Genomic DNA, 15,318 nt, shown 5'->3' on the forward strand with positions numbered 1-15,318 from the left:
GCCCGTAGCTCAGCTGGATAGAGTACCTGGCTACGAACCAGGTGGTCAGAGGTTCGAATCCTCTCGGGCGCACCATATTGAAAGCAGTACCAAAAGTTTATGAGCGCCCGTAGCTCAGCTGGATAGAGTACCTGGCTACGAACCAGGTGGTCAGAGGTTCGAATCCTCTCGGGCGCACCATATAGAAGACAGCCTCGACCTCGGTCGGGGCTGTTTTTTTATATGGCCATGCCGCCGAAAGGGCTGACACCGCTCAGCTCTTGGTCTCCTCCCGTTTGGCTCGACAGCCGTCATCCGTCTCGGCCTCAGGCCAACAACCGCGTGACGAAGGCTCCTATGCCTGCATGACGCGCTACCCTGTCGCGAACCATTGCCCATCTCCTTATCCCCTTCATGCTCGCCCTGTTGCTGCGTATGGCTGCTTTACCTGAGGCAATACCTTTATTCCTCCTTTGTGATTGCAGGGCCCAGATGGGCGCAGAGGCGATTTGCGGGCAATAAAAAAGGATGCCGCAGCATCCTTCTTCATCCCCGTGGTGCGGGATCAGCTTTTCAGCCACTTGCGAATGCGGTTGGCATCGCCGACCGGGGTGCGTTTGCCCACCGAGTTGAGCAGCACTATGGCCAGCTCGCGGTTGTCCGGCTTGGCGCGCATCAGCAGGCAACGGCCCGCCTCGTCGGTAAAGCCGGTCTTGGAGAGGCGCACGTCCCAGTCCGGGTTCTTCACCAGCGGGTTGGTGTTGTTGAACATCAGGCTGTAGGCAGGGGTGCGAAAGCGCATGTCCTTGCTGGTGTCCTGGGTAAACTCGCGGATCAACGGCTGGCGATAGGCGGCGGCGATGAGCTTGGCCAGATCCTGGGCGGTGGAGACGTTGCGAGTCGACAGGCCGGTGGAGTCATAGAAGCGGCTGTTGCGCATGCCCAGCTGCTTGGCCTTGTTGTTCATGGCCCGCACGAAGGCGGGGCGTCCACCGGGATAGTGACGGGCCAGGGCCGAGGCCATGCGGTTCTCCGACGACATCAGTGCCAGGTGAAGGGCATCGCGGCGCGATACCTGGGTGCCCATGCGTACCCGCGAATAGGTGTGCTTGATGGCGTCTCTGTCGTTCTGATCGATGGTCAGGGTCTGGCCGAGATCCTGACGGGCATCCAGCACCACCAGTGCCGTCATCAGCTTGGTGATCGAGGCGATGGGGCGCACCCGGGTGGCATTCTTCTGGTACAGGGTCTTGCCCGTACCGACATCCATCACCAGCGCGCTGCTCGATTGCAGCTGCAGTTTGGCCGGGTTGGGGGCAGCCAATGCTGCTGGCAATCCCAGCAGTCCAACCAATGCATAAACCAGCGCCATAGCGCTAACCCGACACCGCATACTACCGACTCCATTCACGTCGAAAAAAAAGGCGCTAGATTCACTCATTTTTACCCTCGCTTGACAAGAGTGCCAGCGGGTAAATCGCCATTATTTAGCTAAAAAAAGGGCCATCTTGCGATGGCCCTGTGTATTTGTCTCAATCCCGTGGCGCACTGGCTTTGCGTTTGCTCAGCCAGCGCCAGATCAGCGCGATGAGACCGCCGACCAGCAGCACGATCGGCAGGCAGAGAATGATGCTGAGGAACTGGGACTGATACTCGGACGCCAGCTTGGTGTGGCTCAGGAAGTAGCCAAAGCCGACCAGCGGGCAGATCCACATGATGGAGCTGACCAGATTGACGATGAGAAAGCGCCCCTGAGGCAACTCGGTCGCGCCGACGATATAGGGGTAGGCGGTGCGCACGAAAGCGATGTAGCGGGCAGTGATCAGGGTCACGATGCCGTATTTGTCGAGCAGGTAGTACACCTTCTGCTGGTGCTTCTCTTCCACATGGGATAGCAGCCGGTGGTAGAGCTGGGTGTGGCCCAGGAAACGCCCCTGCATGTAGCCGAGCCAGGTGCCGACGAAGGTGGCCAGGATCAGCAGCGGGATCACCCCAAGGGAGAGCACGTCCTGATAGATAAGCACGCCGGTCAGGATCAACAGGCTGTCGCCAGGCAGAAAGGCGGTGGGGATGAAGCCATTCTCCAGCACCAGAAACGTCAATAACACGCCGCAGACCATGAAGGCCATCTTGGGATCGGATAGCGTCACCAGATCCTGATGCATAAAGGCGTGAGCCAGTTGGTAAAACTGCTCCATAGTTGCAAACTCCGCAGGTTAGCTGGGTTGATCAAGCAAGGGCATGGCCAGCACCTTGTCGATGCGCAGACCATCCATGTCAACAATTTCCAGTTGCCACTGTTCCAGCGTGACCAGATCTCCGGTCTGGGGAACGCGGCCAAGGAGCAGCATGATAAGCCCTCCGAGGGTGTGATAGTGATGTTTTTCTTCTTCCGGTAGCCGAACCAGTCCCAGACAGTCCTTCAGCTCAGGCAGCGGAATGAGGCCGTCGAGCAGCCAGCTGCCGTCGGTGCGCTGGAATGCCCAGTTGTCGTCGCCGTCCTCCTGCTGGAAGTCGCCGGCCAGGGTCTCCAGCAGATCCTGCTGGGTAACCAACCCCTGCAGCTCGCCATATTCGTCCACCACCAGCACCATGTGCTCGGAGTGGGTACGGAAGTGGTTGAGCAGCTCGAGGCCGTTGAGGGTCTCCGGCAGCAGGCTGCCATCCTGGGTTAGCGCCGCCAGATCGATGGGCTCTCCCTTGATGTAGGCGTGCAGCACCTTGCTGACGTTGATGATGCCCACCAGTTCCGACAGGCTGCCGTCACAGACCGGGAAGAAGCTGTGGCGATACTCCACCAGTCGCTGCAGATTCACCTCCAGCGGCAGGGCGAGGTCGAGATAACGGATGTCGCTGCGCGGCACCATCAGTGACGAGAGGCTGCGCTCGTCGAGGCGGAACACATTCCGTAACATGGTGTGCTCGTGATCCTCGATGATCCCGGCCTCGGAGCCTTCCACCAGCATGGCGTGGATCTCCTCCTGGGTCACGTTGGCGCCACCGTCCTGGCTGACACGCAGGATGCGCAGGCTGGCCTTGGTGGAGGCCGACAGCAGCCAGACGAAGGGGCGGGTGAGGGCCGCTAGCCACATCATGGGGCGGGCCACCAGACAGGCGATGCGTTCAGCGCTGAGCTGGCCGAGCCGCTTGGGCACCAGCTCGCCGATGACGATGGAGAGATAGGTGACCACCACGATGACCAATACGGTGGCGAGCAGGCTGCTGCTCTTGGGGGCCATGCCCCACTCCTGCAGCCAGAGCGCCAGTGGCTGGGCCAGCAGGGACTCGCCGTAGATACCGTTGAGCAGACCGATACTGGTGATGCCGATCTGCACCGCGGAGAGAAAATGGGTCGGATCTTCACTCAGTTTGAGGGCGATGGCGGCGGAGCGGCTCCCTTCGCTGACCATCTTGCTGAGGCGGGCCTTGCGCGCGGTGACGATGGCGATTTCCGACATGGCGAAGACGCCATTAAGCAAAATCAATCCAAACAGGATCAATATTTCCATACAGCAACAGCACTCCGAGTAGAAAAGATCGCTGGCAGTGTAATGAATTTGGGGGCGATGCGCTTGTGAAAGCGGGTGATTTGGCTCGCTAATTTTGCATGAAGAAGCGCAAAAAGCGTGGGGTGGCGGCGGGTGGGCAATAAAAAGCCCCCTGCAGGAGGGGGCTTCTACCAAGTCAAATCCGGCTTACAGCGCGGCGATCTCGGCCTGCTGGGCTTCCAGCTTGGTCAGCTGGAGACGGTAATCTTCCAGCTTCTCGCGCTCCTTGATGATGACCGCTTCCGGCGCCTTGGCGACGAAGGCTTCGTTGCCAAGCTTGCCTTCGATGCGGCCGCACTCGCCCACCAGACGGGCAACCTCTTTGGCCAGACGGGCCAGCTCGGCATCCTTGTCGATGAGACCGGCCATCGGGATCATCAGCTCGGTGGCACTGATCAATTTTTTGACCGACAGCGGGGCGGTTTCACCGGCCGCCAGTACGCGGATGGACTCCAGGCGGGCCAGCGACTTGAGGAAGGCCTCGTTGTCGGCTGCGCGCTGGGCATCCTTGGCATCGCACTGGAGCAGCACGTTGAGGGGCACGCTCGGCGCCACGTTCATCTCGGCGCGGATGTTGCGGATGCTGACGATGAACTCCTTCACCCACTCCTGATCCGCCATCGCGGCTTCGTCCACCTTGGCGGCGTCGAACTCCGGGAAGGCCTGAATCATGATGGTGTCGGCGTGCACGCCGGCCAGCGGGGCGACCGATTTCCAGATGGTCTCGGTGATGAACGGGATGATCGGGTGGGCCAGGCGCAGCAGGGTCTCGAGGACGCTGACGAGGGTGTGGCGGGCAGCGCGCTGCTCGGCCTCGGAGCCCTTGGTCAGTACCGGCTTGGTCAGCTCCAGATACCAGTCACAGAACTGGTTCCAGATAAATTCGTACAGCACGCCAGCCGCGATGTCGAAGCGGTAGGTATCGAGGGCGGTACGGAAGTCACGGATGGCCACTTGCAGCTGGGACTGGATCCAGCGATCCGCCAGGCTGAACTGCATCTCGCCACCGGCAAAGCCGCAATCCTGATCTTCGGTGTTCATCAGCACATAGCGGGAGGCGTTCCACAGCTTGTTGCAGAAGTTGTTGTAGCCATCCAGGCGCTTCATGTCCCAGTTGATGTCACGCCCGGTAGAGGCCAGCGCCGCCAGAGTGAAGCGCAGGGCGTCGGTACCGTGGGCCTCGATCCCTTCCGGGAACTGCTTGGCGGTACGCTTGCCGATCTTCTCGGCCATCTGCGGCTGCATCATGTTGCCGGTGCGCTTCTCCAGCAGGTCTTCCAGCGAGATGCCATCGATCATGTCGAGCGGATCCAGCACGTTGCCCTTGGACTTGGACATCTTCTGGCCTTCTTCGTCACGGATCAGGCCAGTGATGTAGACGGTCTTGAACGGGACTTGCGGCTGGCCGTTTTCGTCCTTGATGAAGTGCATGGTCATCATGATCATCCGGGCAATCCAGAAGAAGATGATGTCGAAGCCGCTCATCAGCACGTCGGTCGGGTGGAAGGTCTTGAGCGCCTCGGTGTTGTTCGGCCAGCCCAGGGTGGAGAAGGTCCACAGGGCGGAGCTGAACCAGGTGTCGAGCACGTCTTCGTCCTGACGCAGCACGGTCACGGACGGGATGCTGTGCTTGGCGCGCACTTCATCTTCGTTGCGGCCCACGTAGACGTTGCCGGCATCGTCATACCAGGCCGGGATGCGGTGACCCCACCACAGCTGACGGGAGACGCACCAGTCCTGAATGTCCCGCATCCAGGAGAAATACATGTTTTCGTACTGTTTCGGCACGAACTGGATGCGGCCATCTTCCACCGCCTCGATGGCGGTCTTGGCCATCGGCGCCACGCGCACGTACCATTGGTCGGTCAGCATCGGCTCGATGGGCACGCCACCGCGATCGCCGTAAGGCTGCTGCAGCACGTGATCCTTGATCTCGGCCAAGAGGCCCAGCTCGTCCAGCTTGGTGACGATGGCCTTGCGGGCGGCGAAACGCTCCATCCCGGCGAACTCGGTCGGCAGGGCGGCGTCATAGGCGGTGCTGGGGTTGCCGTTGCTGTCGACCACTTCGGCCTCGGCACGCACGTGGGCATCCAGGGTGAAGATGTTGATCATCGGCAGGTTGTGGCGTTTGCCCACTTCGTTGTCGTTGAAGTCGTGGGCCGGGGTGATCTTCACGCAACCGGTGCCCTTCTCCATGTCGGCGTGCTCGTCGGCGACGATGGGGATCAGACGATTCACCAGCGGCAGCAGAATGTGCTGACCGATCAGCGCCTTGTAGCGCGGGTCTTCCGGGTTTACCGCGACGGCGGTATCACCCAGCATGGTTTCCGGACGGGTGGTGGCGACGATCAGGTGATCCTGGCCTTCGGCAGTCTTGGCGCCGTTGGCCAGCGGGTAGCGCAGGTGCCACATGTGGCCCTTGATCTCGCGGTTTTCCACTTCCAGATCGGAGATGGCGGTGTTGAGCTTGGGATCCCAGTTCACCAGACGCTTGCCACGGTACATCAGGCCATCTTCGTAGAGACGGACGAACACTTCCTGCACGGCGGCGGAGAGGCCTTCATCCATGGTGAAGCGCTCGCGCTCCCAATCCACGGAGTCACCCAGACGGCGCATCTGGCGGGTGATGGTACCGCCGGACTCTTCCTTCCACTGCCAGATCTTGTCGATGAAGGCTTCCCGGCCGTAATCGTGGCGGGTCTTGCCCTCTTCTGCGGCGATCTTGCGCTCAACCACCATCTGGGTGGCGATACCGGCGTGGTCGGTACCTGCCTGCCACAGGGTGTTCTTGCCCTGCATGCGGTTGTAGCGGATCAGGGTATCCATCAGGGTTTGCTGGAAGGCGTGACCCATGTGCAGGCTGCCGGTGACGTTCGGCGGCGGGATCATGATGCAGAAGGAGTCTTTGCTGGTGTCGCCGTGGGGCTTGAAGTAACCCTGGGCTTCCCAGTGCTGATAGAGCGCCTGTTCGATGGCGTTGTGATTAAAAGTCTTTTCCATGGTCTCGCCGTATTCTGGATGGATGGATTCTGGTGTTGATTCGTCGTGGATCGAGGGTGGCACAGTCAGGGCTGCGCCGGATCCGGTGCGGCAAGGACGGGCTGATCCCTCATCTCGAGGGTGTGGCCTGCCTGGCGATAGTGCTTGTAGCGCTCGCGGGCTTGCTGCTTTTGCGTTTCGTCAGTGGGGACAAAATCTACCACTTGAGCGAAGTGTCCTGCAAACAAAGGTGTCTGTTTGGCCAGATTGATGAGGCGGGCATAGCGCCGCCGTGGCGGCTGATGGCCGATCTCCACCGGTGCCTGACCGCTCTCGCCCTGCAGCTGGTGCGGCACGAAGCGCTCCGGCGGCAACTGCCACAGCAGCTCGTCGAGGCGCAGGGCCTGCGCTTCGTCGTCGCACAGCAGGTAGAGATGGCCCGCCCCCCAGCTATCGGCTACGAGCTGGCAGGCGAGGCGTTCGACGGCCGAAGCCTGCGCGTCATCCTGCTCGCTCATCAGGTAAAAGGTCACTTGGCTCATCAGGTTGATCCCGTTTGCGGTGACGGACTATTGACCGCCGGTAAGGACGGGCAGGGGATATTCCTGCCAACCCTCAATGAAACAAGGAAGAGGCGGGCCTCTTCCTTGTGATTCAGGGTAACGCCATCCCGCTTGATGCACGCATCGAACGGGATAAAAGGGTTACTCCTTCTCTTCGATGACCACCCCTGACCGGTTCAGCAGGAACTGGGTCAGCAGGGGCACCGGACGCCCGGTGGAGCCTTTCTCCTTGCCACTCTTCCAGGCGGTCCCGGCGATATCCAGGTGGGCCCAGTTGTACTTCTTGGTGAAGCGTGACAGGAAGGCGGCGGCGGTGATGGTACCGGCCGGGCGGCCACCTATGTTGGCCATGTCGGCAAACGGACTCTCCAGCTGTTCCTGATACTCGTCGAACAGTGGCAGACGCCAGGCGCGGTCACCCGCCTGCTCGGAGGCGTTGAGCAGCTCGTGGGCCAGCGGGTTGTGGTTGGCCAAGAGGCCCGTGGTGTGGTGACCCAGGGCGATAATGCAGGCACCGGTCAGGGTGGCCACGTCGATCACGGTTTCCGGATCAAAGCGATCCACGTAGGTCAGCGCATCGCACAGCACCAGGCGGCCTTCCGCATCGGTGTTCAGCACTTCGATGGTCTGACCGGACATGGAGGTGAGGATGTCGCCCGGGCGATAGGCGTTGCCGCCCGGCATGTTCTCACAACCCGCCAGTACGCCGATGACGTTGATGGGCAGTTGCAGCTGGGCCAGGGCGTGCATGGTACCGAGCACGGAGGCGGCGCCACCCATGTCGTACTTCATCTCGTCCATGCCCTCGGCCGGCTTGATGGAAATACCGCCGGAGTCGAAGGTCAGTCCCTTGCCGACCAGCACGATGGGCTTGGCATCCGGATGACCCTTGTACTCGATGATGGCCATCATGGCTTCGTTGTCGGAACCGCGAGCCACCGCCAGATAGGAGTTCATGCCGAGCTCGGCCATCTCCTGCTCGCCGATCACCTTGGTGGTGATGTTGTCGAAGGCATCGGCCAGACGACGGGCCTGGGAGGCGAGATAGGCCGGATTGCAGACATTGGGCGGCATGTTGGCCACGTCGCGACAGACGCGCACCCCTTTCGCCACGGCCAGGCCGTGGGCGATGGCTTTTTCACCAATGGTCAGTTCCCGACGCGTCGGCACGTTGAATACCAGCTTGCGCAGCGGACGGCGCGGCTCGGCCTTGTTGGTCTTGAACTGATCGAAGCTGTAGAGGCCCGCCTTGGTGGTTTCTACCGCCTGGCGCACCTTCCAATAGGTATCCCGTCCCTTGACGTGCAGCTCGGTCAGGAAGCAGACCGCTTCCATGGAGCCGGTTTCGTTGAGGGTGGTGATGGTCTTGTTGATGATCTGCTTGTACTGGCGTTCGTCGAGTTCCCGCTCCTTGCCGCAACCGACCAGCAGCACGCGCTCGCTGAGCACGCCCGGTACTTGATGCAGCAACAGCATCTGGCCTGGTTTCCCTTCCAGGTCGCCACGGCGCAGCAGCGAACTGATGTAGCCATCGCTGATCTTGTCCAGTTGTTCGGCAACCGGAGAGAGGCGACGCGGCTCGAACACGCCGACCACGACGCAGGCACTGCGTTGCTTCTCAGGACTGCCACTCTTTACACTGAACTCCATGGAATCTCCTACATCCTAAAGACAAAAGGCACCTTTTATTGAATAATGCGGTGCTTGTTGGGGTATCAGAGGCGGAGCGAACAGGCACTGGCTCCGCAGTTCAAACTGGTAAAAATCCAATATACGGCCCTATTTTTCAGGCATTCGACTAAAAACACAAGTTTACTTGGGAATGACTGTGATCGTTTTCCGATATTTGTTCAGGGAAACCCTGAAAACCCAGCTGGCGGTATTATTCGTGCTGCTGCTCATCTTCGTCAGCCAGCAATTCATCCAGATCATCGGCGACGCCGCCGATGGTGAGGTGCCGACGCGCCTGGTCTCCACCCTGCTGCTGCTCAACCTGCCCAACATGGCCCTGTTGATGCTGCCCATCAGCCTGTTTTTGGCCATCTTGTTCGCTCACGGGCGCCTCTACGCCGAAAGCGAGATGACGGTGATGCATGCGGTGGGCTTCAGCCACCGTTTCGTGATGTGCAGCGCCATGGTGCTGGCCTTGCTGACGGCGGCCGTCGCCGCCTTCAACACCGGCTGGGTGGCCCCGCAAGCCAAGGAGCGCGAGTACCAGGTGATCGACGAGTTCAAGGCCGATCCGGGGATCTCCTTCCTGCAGGCCGGCCGCTTCATGGAGCTCGACAAGGGCCGCCTGGTGGCTTACATCCAGGATCTCAACGACAAGGGCTCCAAACTGCAGAAAATCTTCGTGTTGCAGCGCTCCCAGGATGGCAAGCCGCCGTCGGTGGTGGTGGCGACCGAAGGGGTGGTCACGGTCGACAGCAACGGTCTGCAGTGGTTGACCCTGAAGGATGGCTCCCGTTACGAGGGGCACTTCAATACCCGCCAGTTCCAGATCTCCGAGTTCGACGAGTACAGCCTGGTGATCCGCCAGCAGGAGATGGAGCGCTCCAACCGCAAGGCGGCGGCCAAGCCGACCATGGAGCTGCTGGGTACGCAGGACAACCAGCTGATGGCCGAATTGCAGTGGCGCCTGTCGCTGCCGCTCTCCATTCTGGTGCTGACCTTCCTGGTGGTGCCGCTGGCGCGGGTCAACCCCCGTCAGGGCCGCTATGCCAAGCTGTTGCCGGCCATCCTGCTCTACCTCTCCTACTTCCTGCTGCTCAGTGCCGCCCGCTCTGCCATCGACAGCGGCCGGCTGCCGCACTGGCCCGGCATGTTCCTGGTGCCGCTGGTCTATCTGCTGCTGATCGGGTTGCCGCTCAACCTGCAGGGCACCAGCTGGTGGAACGGGGTCAAGACCCTCTATTTCAAGAGAAAATCGGCATGATGTTGCCATCTGGGAGTCTCTACTGATGTTTGGCATTCTCGATAGACATGGCGATCGGGTCATTTTGATGTCGCCCCCGTTCCATACGTCTGTATTTGAGGAAAAAATCAGCATGCTGCTGCAACAGGGGGGTCTCTGCTGATGTTTGGCATTCTCGATAGATATATCGGCCGGGTTATTTTCATGTCGGTCCTGCTGTGCGAACTGACCCTGGTCGGGCTGGCGGCGCTCATCAAGTACGTGGAGCAGCTGAAGTCGGTGGGGGAAGGCAACTACGACATGCTCAGCGCCCTCTACTATGTGCTGCTCTCCATGCCGAAAGAGGCGGTGCTCTTCTTCCCGCTGGCGGCCCTGCTGGGCGGCCTCATCGGTCTGGGCCAGCTGGCGACCAGCTCCGAGCTGGTGGTGATGCAGGCGGCGGGCCGCTCCAAGATCAGCATAGTGATGGCGGCGCTCAAGACTGCCATCCCGCTGATGATCCTGGTGGGGCTGATGGGAGAGTACGTGGCCCCCATCGCCAAGCGGATGGCGGACGACATCAAGGCGGGCGCCCTGTCTGAGGGGCGGCTGACCGTGTCGGCTTACGGGGTGTGGGCCCGCGATGGCAATAACTTCGTCAATATCAACGGGGTGCGCAACGATGGTGCGCTGACCGGCATCACCCTTTACCGTTTCACCCCGGAGCGCAAGCTGATCGATATCCTGCAGGCGCAGGAAGGGGTGTTCGAGCAGCATCACTGGCTGCTCAAGCAGGTACAGGTGACCCGCTTCGATGACCCCAGACAGATCATGAGCGAGACCCAGCCCCAGATGGAGTGGAGCTCAGAACTCACACCCAAGCAGCTGGGGGTGGTGAGCATTGATCCTGAAAACCTGCCGGTGGCGGGACTGCTGGATTACATCGGCTATCTGGATGCCAACAAGCAGGATGCCGGGCGCTACAAGCTGGAGATGTGGCGCAAGTTGCTGTCACCGCTCTCGGTGGTGGCCATGATCCTGCTGGCCTCCTCCTTCATCTTCGGCCCGCTGCGCTCGGTCAGCATGGGGGCGCGGATGCTGATGGGGATCATGACCGGCTTTGCCGTCTACGTCAGCGATCGGGTGTTTGGCCCCATCAGCCTGGTGTATGCGGTACCGCCGATCCTGGCAGCCATCGCACCGAGCCTGCTGTTTGGTGGTATCTCTTTCTATATCCTGAGCCGCAAGCAGTAGCGGCCTGAAGAGCGGTGGCGCTGCTGACAAAAGGCGGCCATCGCTCCTGCTGCACTGCTGTTCGGTGGTATCTCCTTCTATATCCTGAGTCGTAAGCAATAAGCGTATCGGTCAGCAAAAAGGGCACCCTCGGGGTGCCCTTTTTCGTTGCTGCCACAGGATCAGCGATTGAGCTGTTCCAGGTTCTCTTGCTTGCCGAGCACCACCACTTCACATTCGGACCAGATGTCCTGAAACGCGCGGGGTGACTTGTGGTTGAACAGGCAGAGCAGGTTGCCGAGGCCGAAGGCCGCCGTGGCCAGCCGGATCAGGGCCTGGGTGATGCGAATGTTGCTGCCGTCGGCATTCTGGATGCGCAGACGCCAGGCCCGCATGCCGATGGTCTGACCAGCGCGGGTCCAGAACCAGGTGTAGAAACCACAGATGATGAAGGCGAGCCAGGCGCTGTAGATGGGGCTGGTCAGCAGCCAGGCGGCGTCCTTGCCTTCGGGCACGGTCGCCATGCCGGTTGCCAGCAGCAAGTGTGCAACTCCCATCCCGATAAAGCCGGCGATGATCAGCAATGAGATGACCACCAGATAGTCATAGAGCAGGGCGCCGAGCCGGCGCAGCAGGCCGGCAGAAGGGGAGCGCGCAGTCGCGGGAGGGGTCGGTGTCGGTTGGACGGATTTACGCTTGGCCATCGTTTTTATTCCATTAATATGATGCGGGCATTCTATGTAACTGACCCAACATCGGCAAGGCGTTGAATAAATGAGCAAACAACTGTGAGAGCAAGAAAAACACCTTGCATGCCCAAGCGCCATTCGTATAATCCCTCGCAGTTGCCCGGGTGGCGAAATCGGTAGACGCAGCGGATTCAAAATCCGCCGGTGAATAACCGTGTCGGTTCGAGTCCGACCCCGGGCACCATTCTTGAATTTCATGTCGTATCATGACATGGCTGAAACCCGCATAGTCTAAGGCTGTGCGGGTTTTTTGTTATGTCCTGTCGTATCATATAGCCTCATAACATACCCCCATCGTTGGGGGTACATCTGGGGGTATCAGTCCAGGTGGGGGTAAAAAGTACCCCCACAGGTCACTAGCCCGCGCCGTTCCTGGCCCGCCGAGTGTCCATCTTTTGTCCCCAACATGTGATAAGTACCCCCAGCAGAGACGGGAGATACCCCCATGCCGCTATCCGATATCACCGCCCGGCAGGCCAAATACACTGGCAAGCCTCAGAAGCTCTCTGATGAGAAGGGGTTATTCCTGCTGGTCAACCAGTCCGGTAAATATTGGCGGCTCAAGTATCGTCACGGCGGCAAAGAGAAGACGCTGGCTTTAGGGGTCTATCCTGAGGTGTCACTGAAAGAGGCGCGAGCCAAACGAGATGAGGCTCGTCGACTGATTGCTGAAGGTGTGGATCCGGGCCTCGTCAAAAAGCAGAGCAAGATCGCCAACAAGCTGGCTAGCGAGAATAACTTCGAAGCACTGGCGCGGGAGTGGCACCATAGCCAGCTTGCCCTGTGGAGTCCTGGTCACGCCACCCGGGTAATTGAATCTCTGGAAGTTGACGCCTTCCCTGACCTGGGGATTGTCCCTGTTACCGAACTGACTGCCCCCATGATTCTGGAGGCCCTACGGAAAGTGGAGAAACGGGGCGCAACTGAAACAGCAGGACGGATACTGCAACGGATCAGCGCGATCATGCGCTACGCCATTCAGACTGGACGAGCCAGCTACAACCCGGCCCAAGACCTGAAAGGGGCACTCAAGGCCACCAAGCAGGAGCACAGACCCGCTTTGCCCCGTTCTGAGCTGCCAGAGTTCTTCCGCCGTTTGGAAGCTGAGCCACTTAATCCGGCGACTCGTCTTGCCCTCCATCTGCTGATGTTGACCATGACCCGCCCTGGTGAAGTGCGCTTTGCGCGTTGGGATGAGTTCGATATGGAACGGGCAGAATGGCGGATCCCTGCTGCGCGGATGAAGATGCGAACCGAGCACCTTGTCCCCCTTTCTCGTCAGGCGTTGGCCGTGCTCGATGAGCTGCGCCAGCTGACAGGCCATTGTGAGTTGCTATTCCCGAGCGAGCGCAAACTGACCAATCCCATGAGTGAGAATACCTTGAGCTACGCCATGGGACGGATGGGCTACAAAGGGATTGCCTGCCCTCACGGATTCAGGGCGTTGGCCTCTACCACCTTGAACGAGGAAGGCTTTGATCCGGACGTGATAGAGCGTCAGCTTGCCCACGCCGAACGCAACAAAGTGCGGGCGGCCTATCACCGGGCTGAGTATCTTGACGACCGGCGCAAGCTGTTGCAGTGGCTTGCCGATTTCTATGACTCGCAACGGGGTAGCAATGTGCTACCAGTGAATTTCAACCGAGTGGGTTAACAACTTTGCTGGGGCTGATGCGAGAGCGCAAACCGTTCGGGCCTTATCCGGCAATTTAGAACAAGGCAAGTGTATAGAGGCAACATCATGACAAATGAAATATTTATTCCTCTTGAGTATTGCACCCCTTCTCGTGCGGCAAGATTGTTGGGGTGTGAACTTGAAGATATTTTCCACTGGTATGAGATTGGCGCTATTAAATTGTTTTTGAAGCTTGATGAAGATAGTGAATGGCCTTCTGGTGGAAGTGGGTTTGTCTGTAATAGCATATATTTTGATAGTGATATACTTGGTAAGGTATGTTATCAAGGTGAGAATGGTACGGTAGTAGATGAAGAATTCATCGGTGTTGGTAATGGAACTTTACATGGTCACGGTACTGACGTCATTTTTCTTCTCTCTGATGAATTTAACACTGATGAACTAGATACTGATGAAATCAATAAATATAGTGATATTTGTGCTGATGCTGTTGAAGAAGATGATACAGAAGTCGATTATCATAATGTATGGATAAAATTGGATAAGTATGACCCGCCAACAATTAAAGAGAGCGATACGCCAGCGGAGAGACAAGCTAAGCACGAGAGTGTCAAGAAATTCGACTATATAAGCTATAGGGTTTGGACCTCTGGTTTTCATGAGGTTGAAATCCCATATTCCTACCTAAGAGCTGGTTTTAAAGATGGGTTTGAAAATATAGTAATGGCTGACACTATTAGTTTGAGGGTTAATATTGGTGGTAGTTATGTTTATGTAAATAATGCTCGTATTGAAGATTGTGAATCCCTTTTTAGAGTTTGCAATGATGACTTATTGAGAATAAAAGAGAGCATTTCTTCTGGTAATGCGCTAAATAAATATGCTCGTAATACAGCGCCTCCTAATCAAAATATCTATTCAGATGTAGATGCTCCCGTACGAGTGACGGAAAGACAGAGCAATGCCATCGTGGATTTGCTGAAATCCCTCGGTTATACCCCAGCTGAGTTAAAAGGCAGTACAGAAGCGTTACAGCAAAAAATAACTCGTAACGGGCATAGCAAACAACTGAGTAGCCTGACAGCTAAAACTCTGAGAACTTGGCTAAGTAGAGGTGATGGTCGCTAAGGAAGTTATTCCATAACTTCCGGTAATTTTCTATAACTTCCCCACACATATCTCCTCTCATGGTTTGATAGCTCCTGACATCACAAGACACATCGAGGGCTATCAAATCATGTCATTACATGCATCATCTGAATTACCCAAGGAAGGTTTCGTAAGGGTCGGTACGCTGGCGAAATTGCTGGGGATCGCCGTGGTGACGGTTTGGCGTTGGACTGCTAACGGAAAATTACCCCAGCCGGTGAAATTGTCCGAGCGAGTGACAGCTTGGCGGGCTGAAGACATCCGGGATTGGATGAACGCCCAGGGTAGAGCGGCCTAGAGTGTGAACATTGCAGCAAAAGAAAGGGCTGCCTGAAATACAGTACAGCCCTGACCAATCCGCTGGCGCTTCATCGCATCATCACATGCTCGGCAAGCCAGCCAACCACCGACGTTAGGATAACTCCGTTATGAACTTTTCACCATATGGGCTCACCTCCCAGGGCGAAGCCTTGCCCAAATTCCCCGTCAGGGCGTGCAAAATGATATTGCATGACACGATCCGACACGGTACGATCTTACCCGTTGGGGCTACTAACCCCAACATTACTACTTCCGAGAGCGGTCACCC

Annotated in this window: 12 protein-coding genes and 2 tRNA genes; 7 read left to right on the top strand and 7 right to left on the bottom strand. The window is 58.3% G+C overall.

What is annotated here, in order from left to right; all coding sequences use genetic code 11:
* Positions 1 to 103 precede the first annotated feature (103 nt).
* Positions 104 to 180, top strand: a tRNA-Arg gene (locus tag PG899_RS15490).
* Between the two features lie 364 nt (positions 181 to 544).
* On the opposite strand, the gene pbpG is transcribed toward PG899_RS15490, so the two are convergent.
* From pbpG to pepA, 6 genes are all read right to left on the bottom strand, one after another.
* Positions 545 to 1,372, bottom strand: a complete 828-nt coding sequence (pbpG, locus tag PG899_RS15495) for a D-alanyl-D-alanine endopeptidase (RefSeq protein ID WP_011707427.1) — start codon at positions 1,370 to 1,372, stop codon at positions 545 to 547.
* A 139-nt stretch (positions 1,373 to 1,511) separates the two neighbouring features.
* Positions 1,512 to 2,177 carry a DedA family protein gene (locus PG899_RS15500; protein WP_016352045.1) on the bottom strand — a complete coding sequence of 222 codons (666 nt, stop codon included), beginning with the start codon at positions 2,175 to 2,177 and terminating at the stop codon, positions 1,512 to 1,514.
* A gap of 18 nt (positions 2,178 to 2,195) precedes the next feature.
* Entirely contained in the window at positions 2,196 to 3,488 is a 1,293-nt protein-coding gene (locus PG899_RS15505; RefSeq protein WP_029302168.1) for a hemolysin family protein, read from the bottom strand.
* Positions 3,489 to 3,674: 186 nt separating this feature from the next.
* Positions 3,675 to 6,527 carry a valine--tRNA ligase gene (locus PG899_RS15510; protein ID WP_179101289.1) on the bottom strand — a complete coding sequence of 951 codons (2,853 nt, stop codon included), beginning with the start codon at positions 6,525 to 6,527 and terminating at the stop codon, positions 3,675 to 3,677.
* Positions 6,528 to 6,592: 65 nt separating this feature from the next.
* Positions 6,593 to 7,048, bottom strand: coding sequence for a DNA polymerase III subunit chi (locus PG899_RS15515; RefSeq protein ID WP_042064706.1), 456 nt, complete (start codon positions 7,046 to 7,048; stop codon positions 6,593 to 6,595).
* Between the two features lie 162 nt (positions 7,049 to 7,210).
* Positions 7,211 to 8,719 (bottom strand): leucyl aminopeptidase, encoded by a 1,509-nt coding sequence (gene pepA / locus PG899_RS15520; RefSeq protein WP_011707422.1) that lies wholly within the window; start codon positions 8,717 to 8,719, stop codon positions 7,211 to 7,213.
* Between the two features lie 172 nt (positions 8,720 to 8,891).
* Between pepA and lptF the strand changes: the two genes are divergently transcribed.
* Together lptF and lptG are read left to right on the top strand one after the other, a co-directional pair.
* Positions 8,892 to 10,004 (top strand): LPS export ABC transporter permease LptF, encoded by a 1,113-nt coding sequence (gene lptF, locus PG899_RS15525; RefSeq protein WP_179101288.1) that lies wholly within the window; start codon positions 8,892 to 8,894, stop codon positions 10,002 to 10,004.
* A 141-nt stretch (positions 10,005 to 10,145) separates the two neighbouring features.
* On the top strand, positions 10,146 to 11,216 hold the full coding sequence (gene lptG, locus PG899_RS15530; RefSeq protein ID WP_011707420.1) for an LPS export ABC transporter permease LptG: 1,071 nt from the start codon (positions 10,146 to 10,148) through the stop codon (positions 11,214 to 11,216).
* A gap of 161 nt (positions 11,217 to 11,377) precedes the next feature.
* Here lptG and PG899_RS15535 read toward each other — a convergent pair whose 3' ends face one another.
* Positions 11,378 to 11,899: an RDD family protein gene (locus tag PG899_RS15535; RefSeq protein ID WP_179101287.1), complete on the bottom strand. Its 522-nt coding sequence runs from the start codon at positions 11,897 to 11,899 to the stop codon at positions 11,378 to 11,380.
* A 143-nt stretch (positions 11,900 to 12,042) separates the two neighbouring features.
* Here PG899_RS15535 and PG899_RS15540 point away from each other — a divergent pair.
* The 4 genes from PG899_RS15540 to PG899_RS15555 all read left to right on the top strand — a co-directional run bounded on the left by PG899_RS15540 (position 12,043) and on the right by PG899_RS15555 (position 15,027).
* Positions 12,043 to 12,128, top strand: a tRNA-Leu gene (locus tag PG899_RS15540).
* Between the two features lie 261 nt (positions 12,129 to 12,389).
* The gene (locus PG899_RS15545) at positions 12,390 to 13,598 is read left to right on the top strand and encodes a tyrosine-type recombinase/integrase (RefSeq protein WP_202041375.1); all 1,209 of its coding nucleotides are present in this window, start codon (positions 12,390 to 12,392) and stop codon (positions 13,596 to 13,598) included.
* An 87-nt stretch (positions 13,599 to 13,685) separates the two neighbouring features.
* Positions 13,686 to 14,708: a hypothetical protein gene (locus tag PG899_RS15550; protein WP_270697469.1), complete on the top strand. Its 1,023-nt coding sequence runs from the start codon at positions 13,686 to 13,688 to the stop codon at positions 14,706 to 14,708.
* A gap of 109 nt (positions 14,709 to 14,817) precedes the next feature.
* Complete coding sequence (locus PG899_RS15555; RefSeq protein ID WP_234925569.1) at positions 14,818 to 15,027, top strand: helix-turn-helix transcriptional regulator; 210 nt, start codon at positions 14,818 to 14,820, stop codon at positions 15,025 to 15,027.
* Positions 15,028 to 15,318 lie beyond the last annotated feature (291 nt).

Source organism: Aeromonas sp. QDB39 (assembly GCF_027707585.1).
Lineage (GTDB): Bacteria > Pseudomonadota > Gammaproteobacteria > Enterobacterales > Aeromonadaceae > Aeromonas > Aeromonas hydrophila.

Coding starts and splice junctions, on each gene's coding strand:
- pbpG (WP_011707427.1), bottom strand. CDS start 1,372: ATGCGGTGTCGGGTTAGCGCTATGGCGCTGGTTTATGCATTGGTTGGA.
- PG899_RS15500 (WP_016352045.1), bottom strand. CDS start 2,177: ATGGAGCAGTTTTACCAACTGGCTCACGCCTTTATGCATCAGGATCTG.
- PG899_RS15505 (WP_029302168.1), bottom strand. CDS start 3,488: ATGGAAATATTGATCCTGTTTGGATTGATTTTGCTTAATGGCGTCTTC.
- PG899_RS15510 (WP_179101289.1), bottom strand. CDS start 6,527: ATGGAAAAGACTTTTAATCACAACGCCATCGAACAGGCGCTCTATCAG.
- PG899_RS15515 (WP_042064706.1), bottom strand. CDS start 7,048: ATGAGCCAAGTGACCTTTTACCTGATGAGCGAGCAGGATGACGCGCAG.
- pepA (WP_011707422.1), bottom strand. CDS start 8,719: ATGGAGTTCAGTGTAAAGAGTGGCAGTCCTGAGAAGCAACGCAGTGCC.
- lptF (WP_179101288.1), top strand. CDS start 8,892: ATGACTGTGATCGTTTTCCGATATTTGTTCAGGGAAACCCTGAAAACC.
- lptG (WP_011707420.1), top strand. CDS start 10,146: ATGTTTGGCATTCTCGATAGATATATCGGCCGGGTTATTTTCATGTCG.
- PG899_RS15535 (WP_179101287.1), bottom strand. CDS start 11,899: ATGGCCAAGCGTAAATCCGTCCAACCGACACCGACCCCTCCCGCGACT.
- PG899_RS15545 (WP_202041375.1), top strand. CDS start 12,390: ATGCCGCTATCCGATATCACCGCCCGGCAGGCCAAATACACTGGCAAG.
- PG899_RS15550 (WP_270697469.1), top strand. CDS start 13,686: ATGACAAATGAAATATTTATTCCTCTTGAGTATTGCACCCCTTCTCGT.
- PG899_RS15555 (WP_234925569.1), top strand. CDS start 14,818: ATGTCATTACATGCATCATCTGAATTACCCAAGGAAGGTTTCGTAAGG.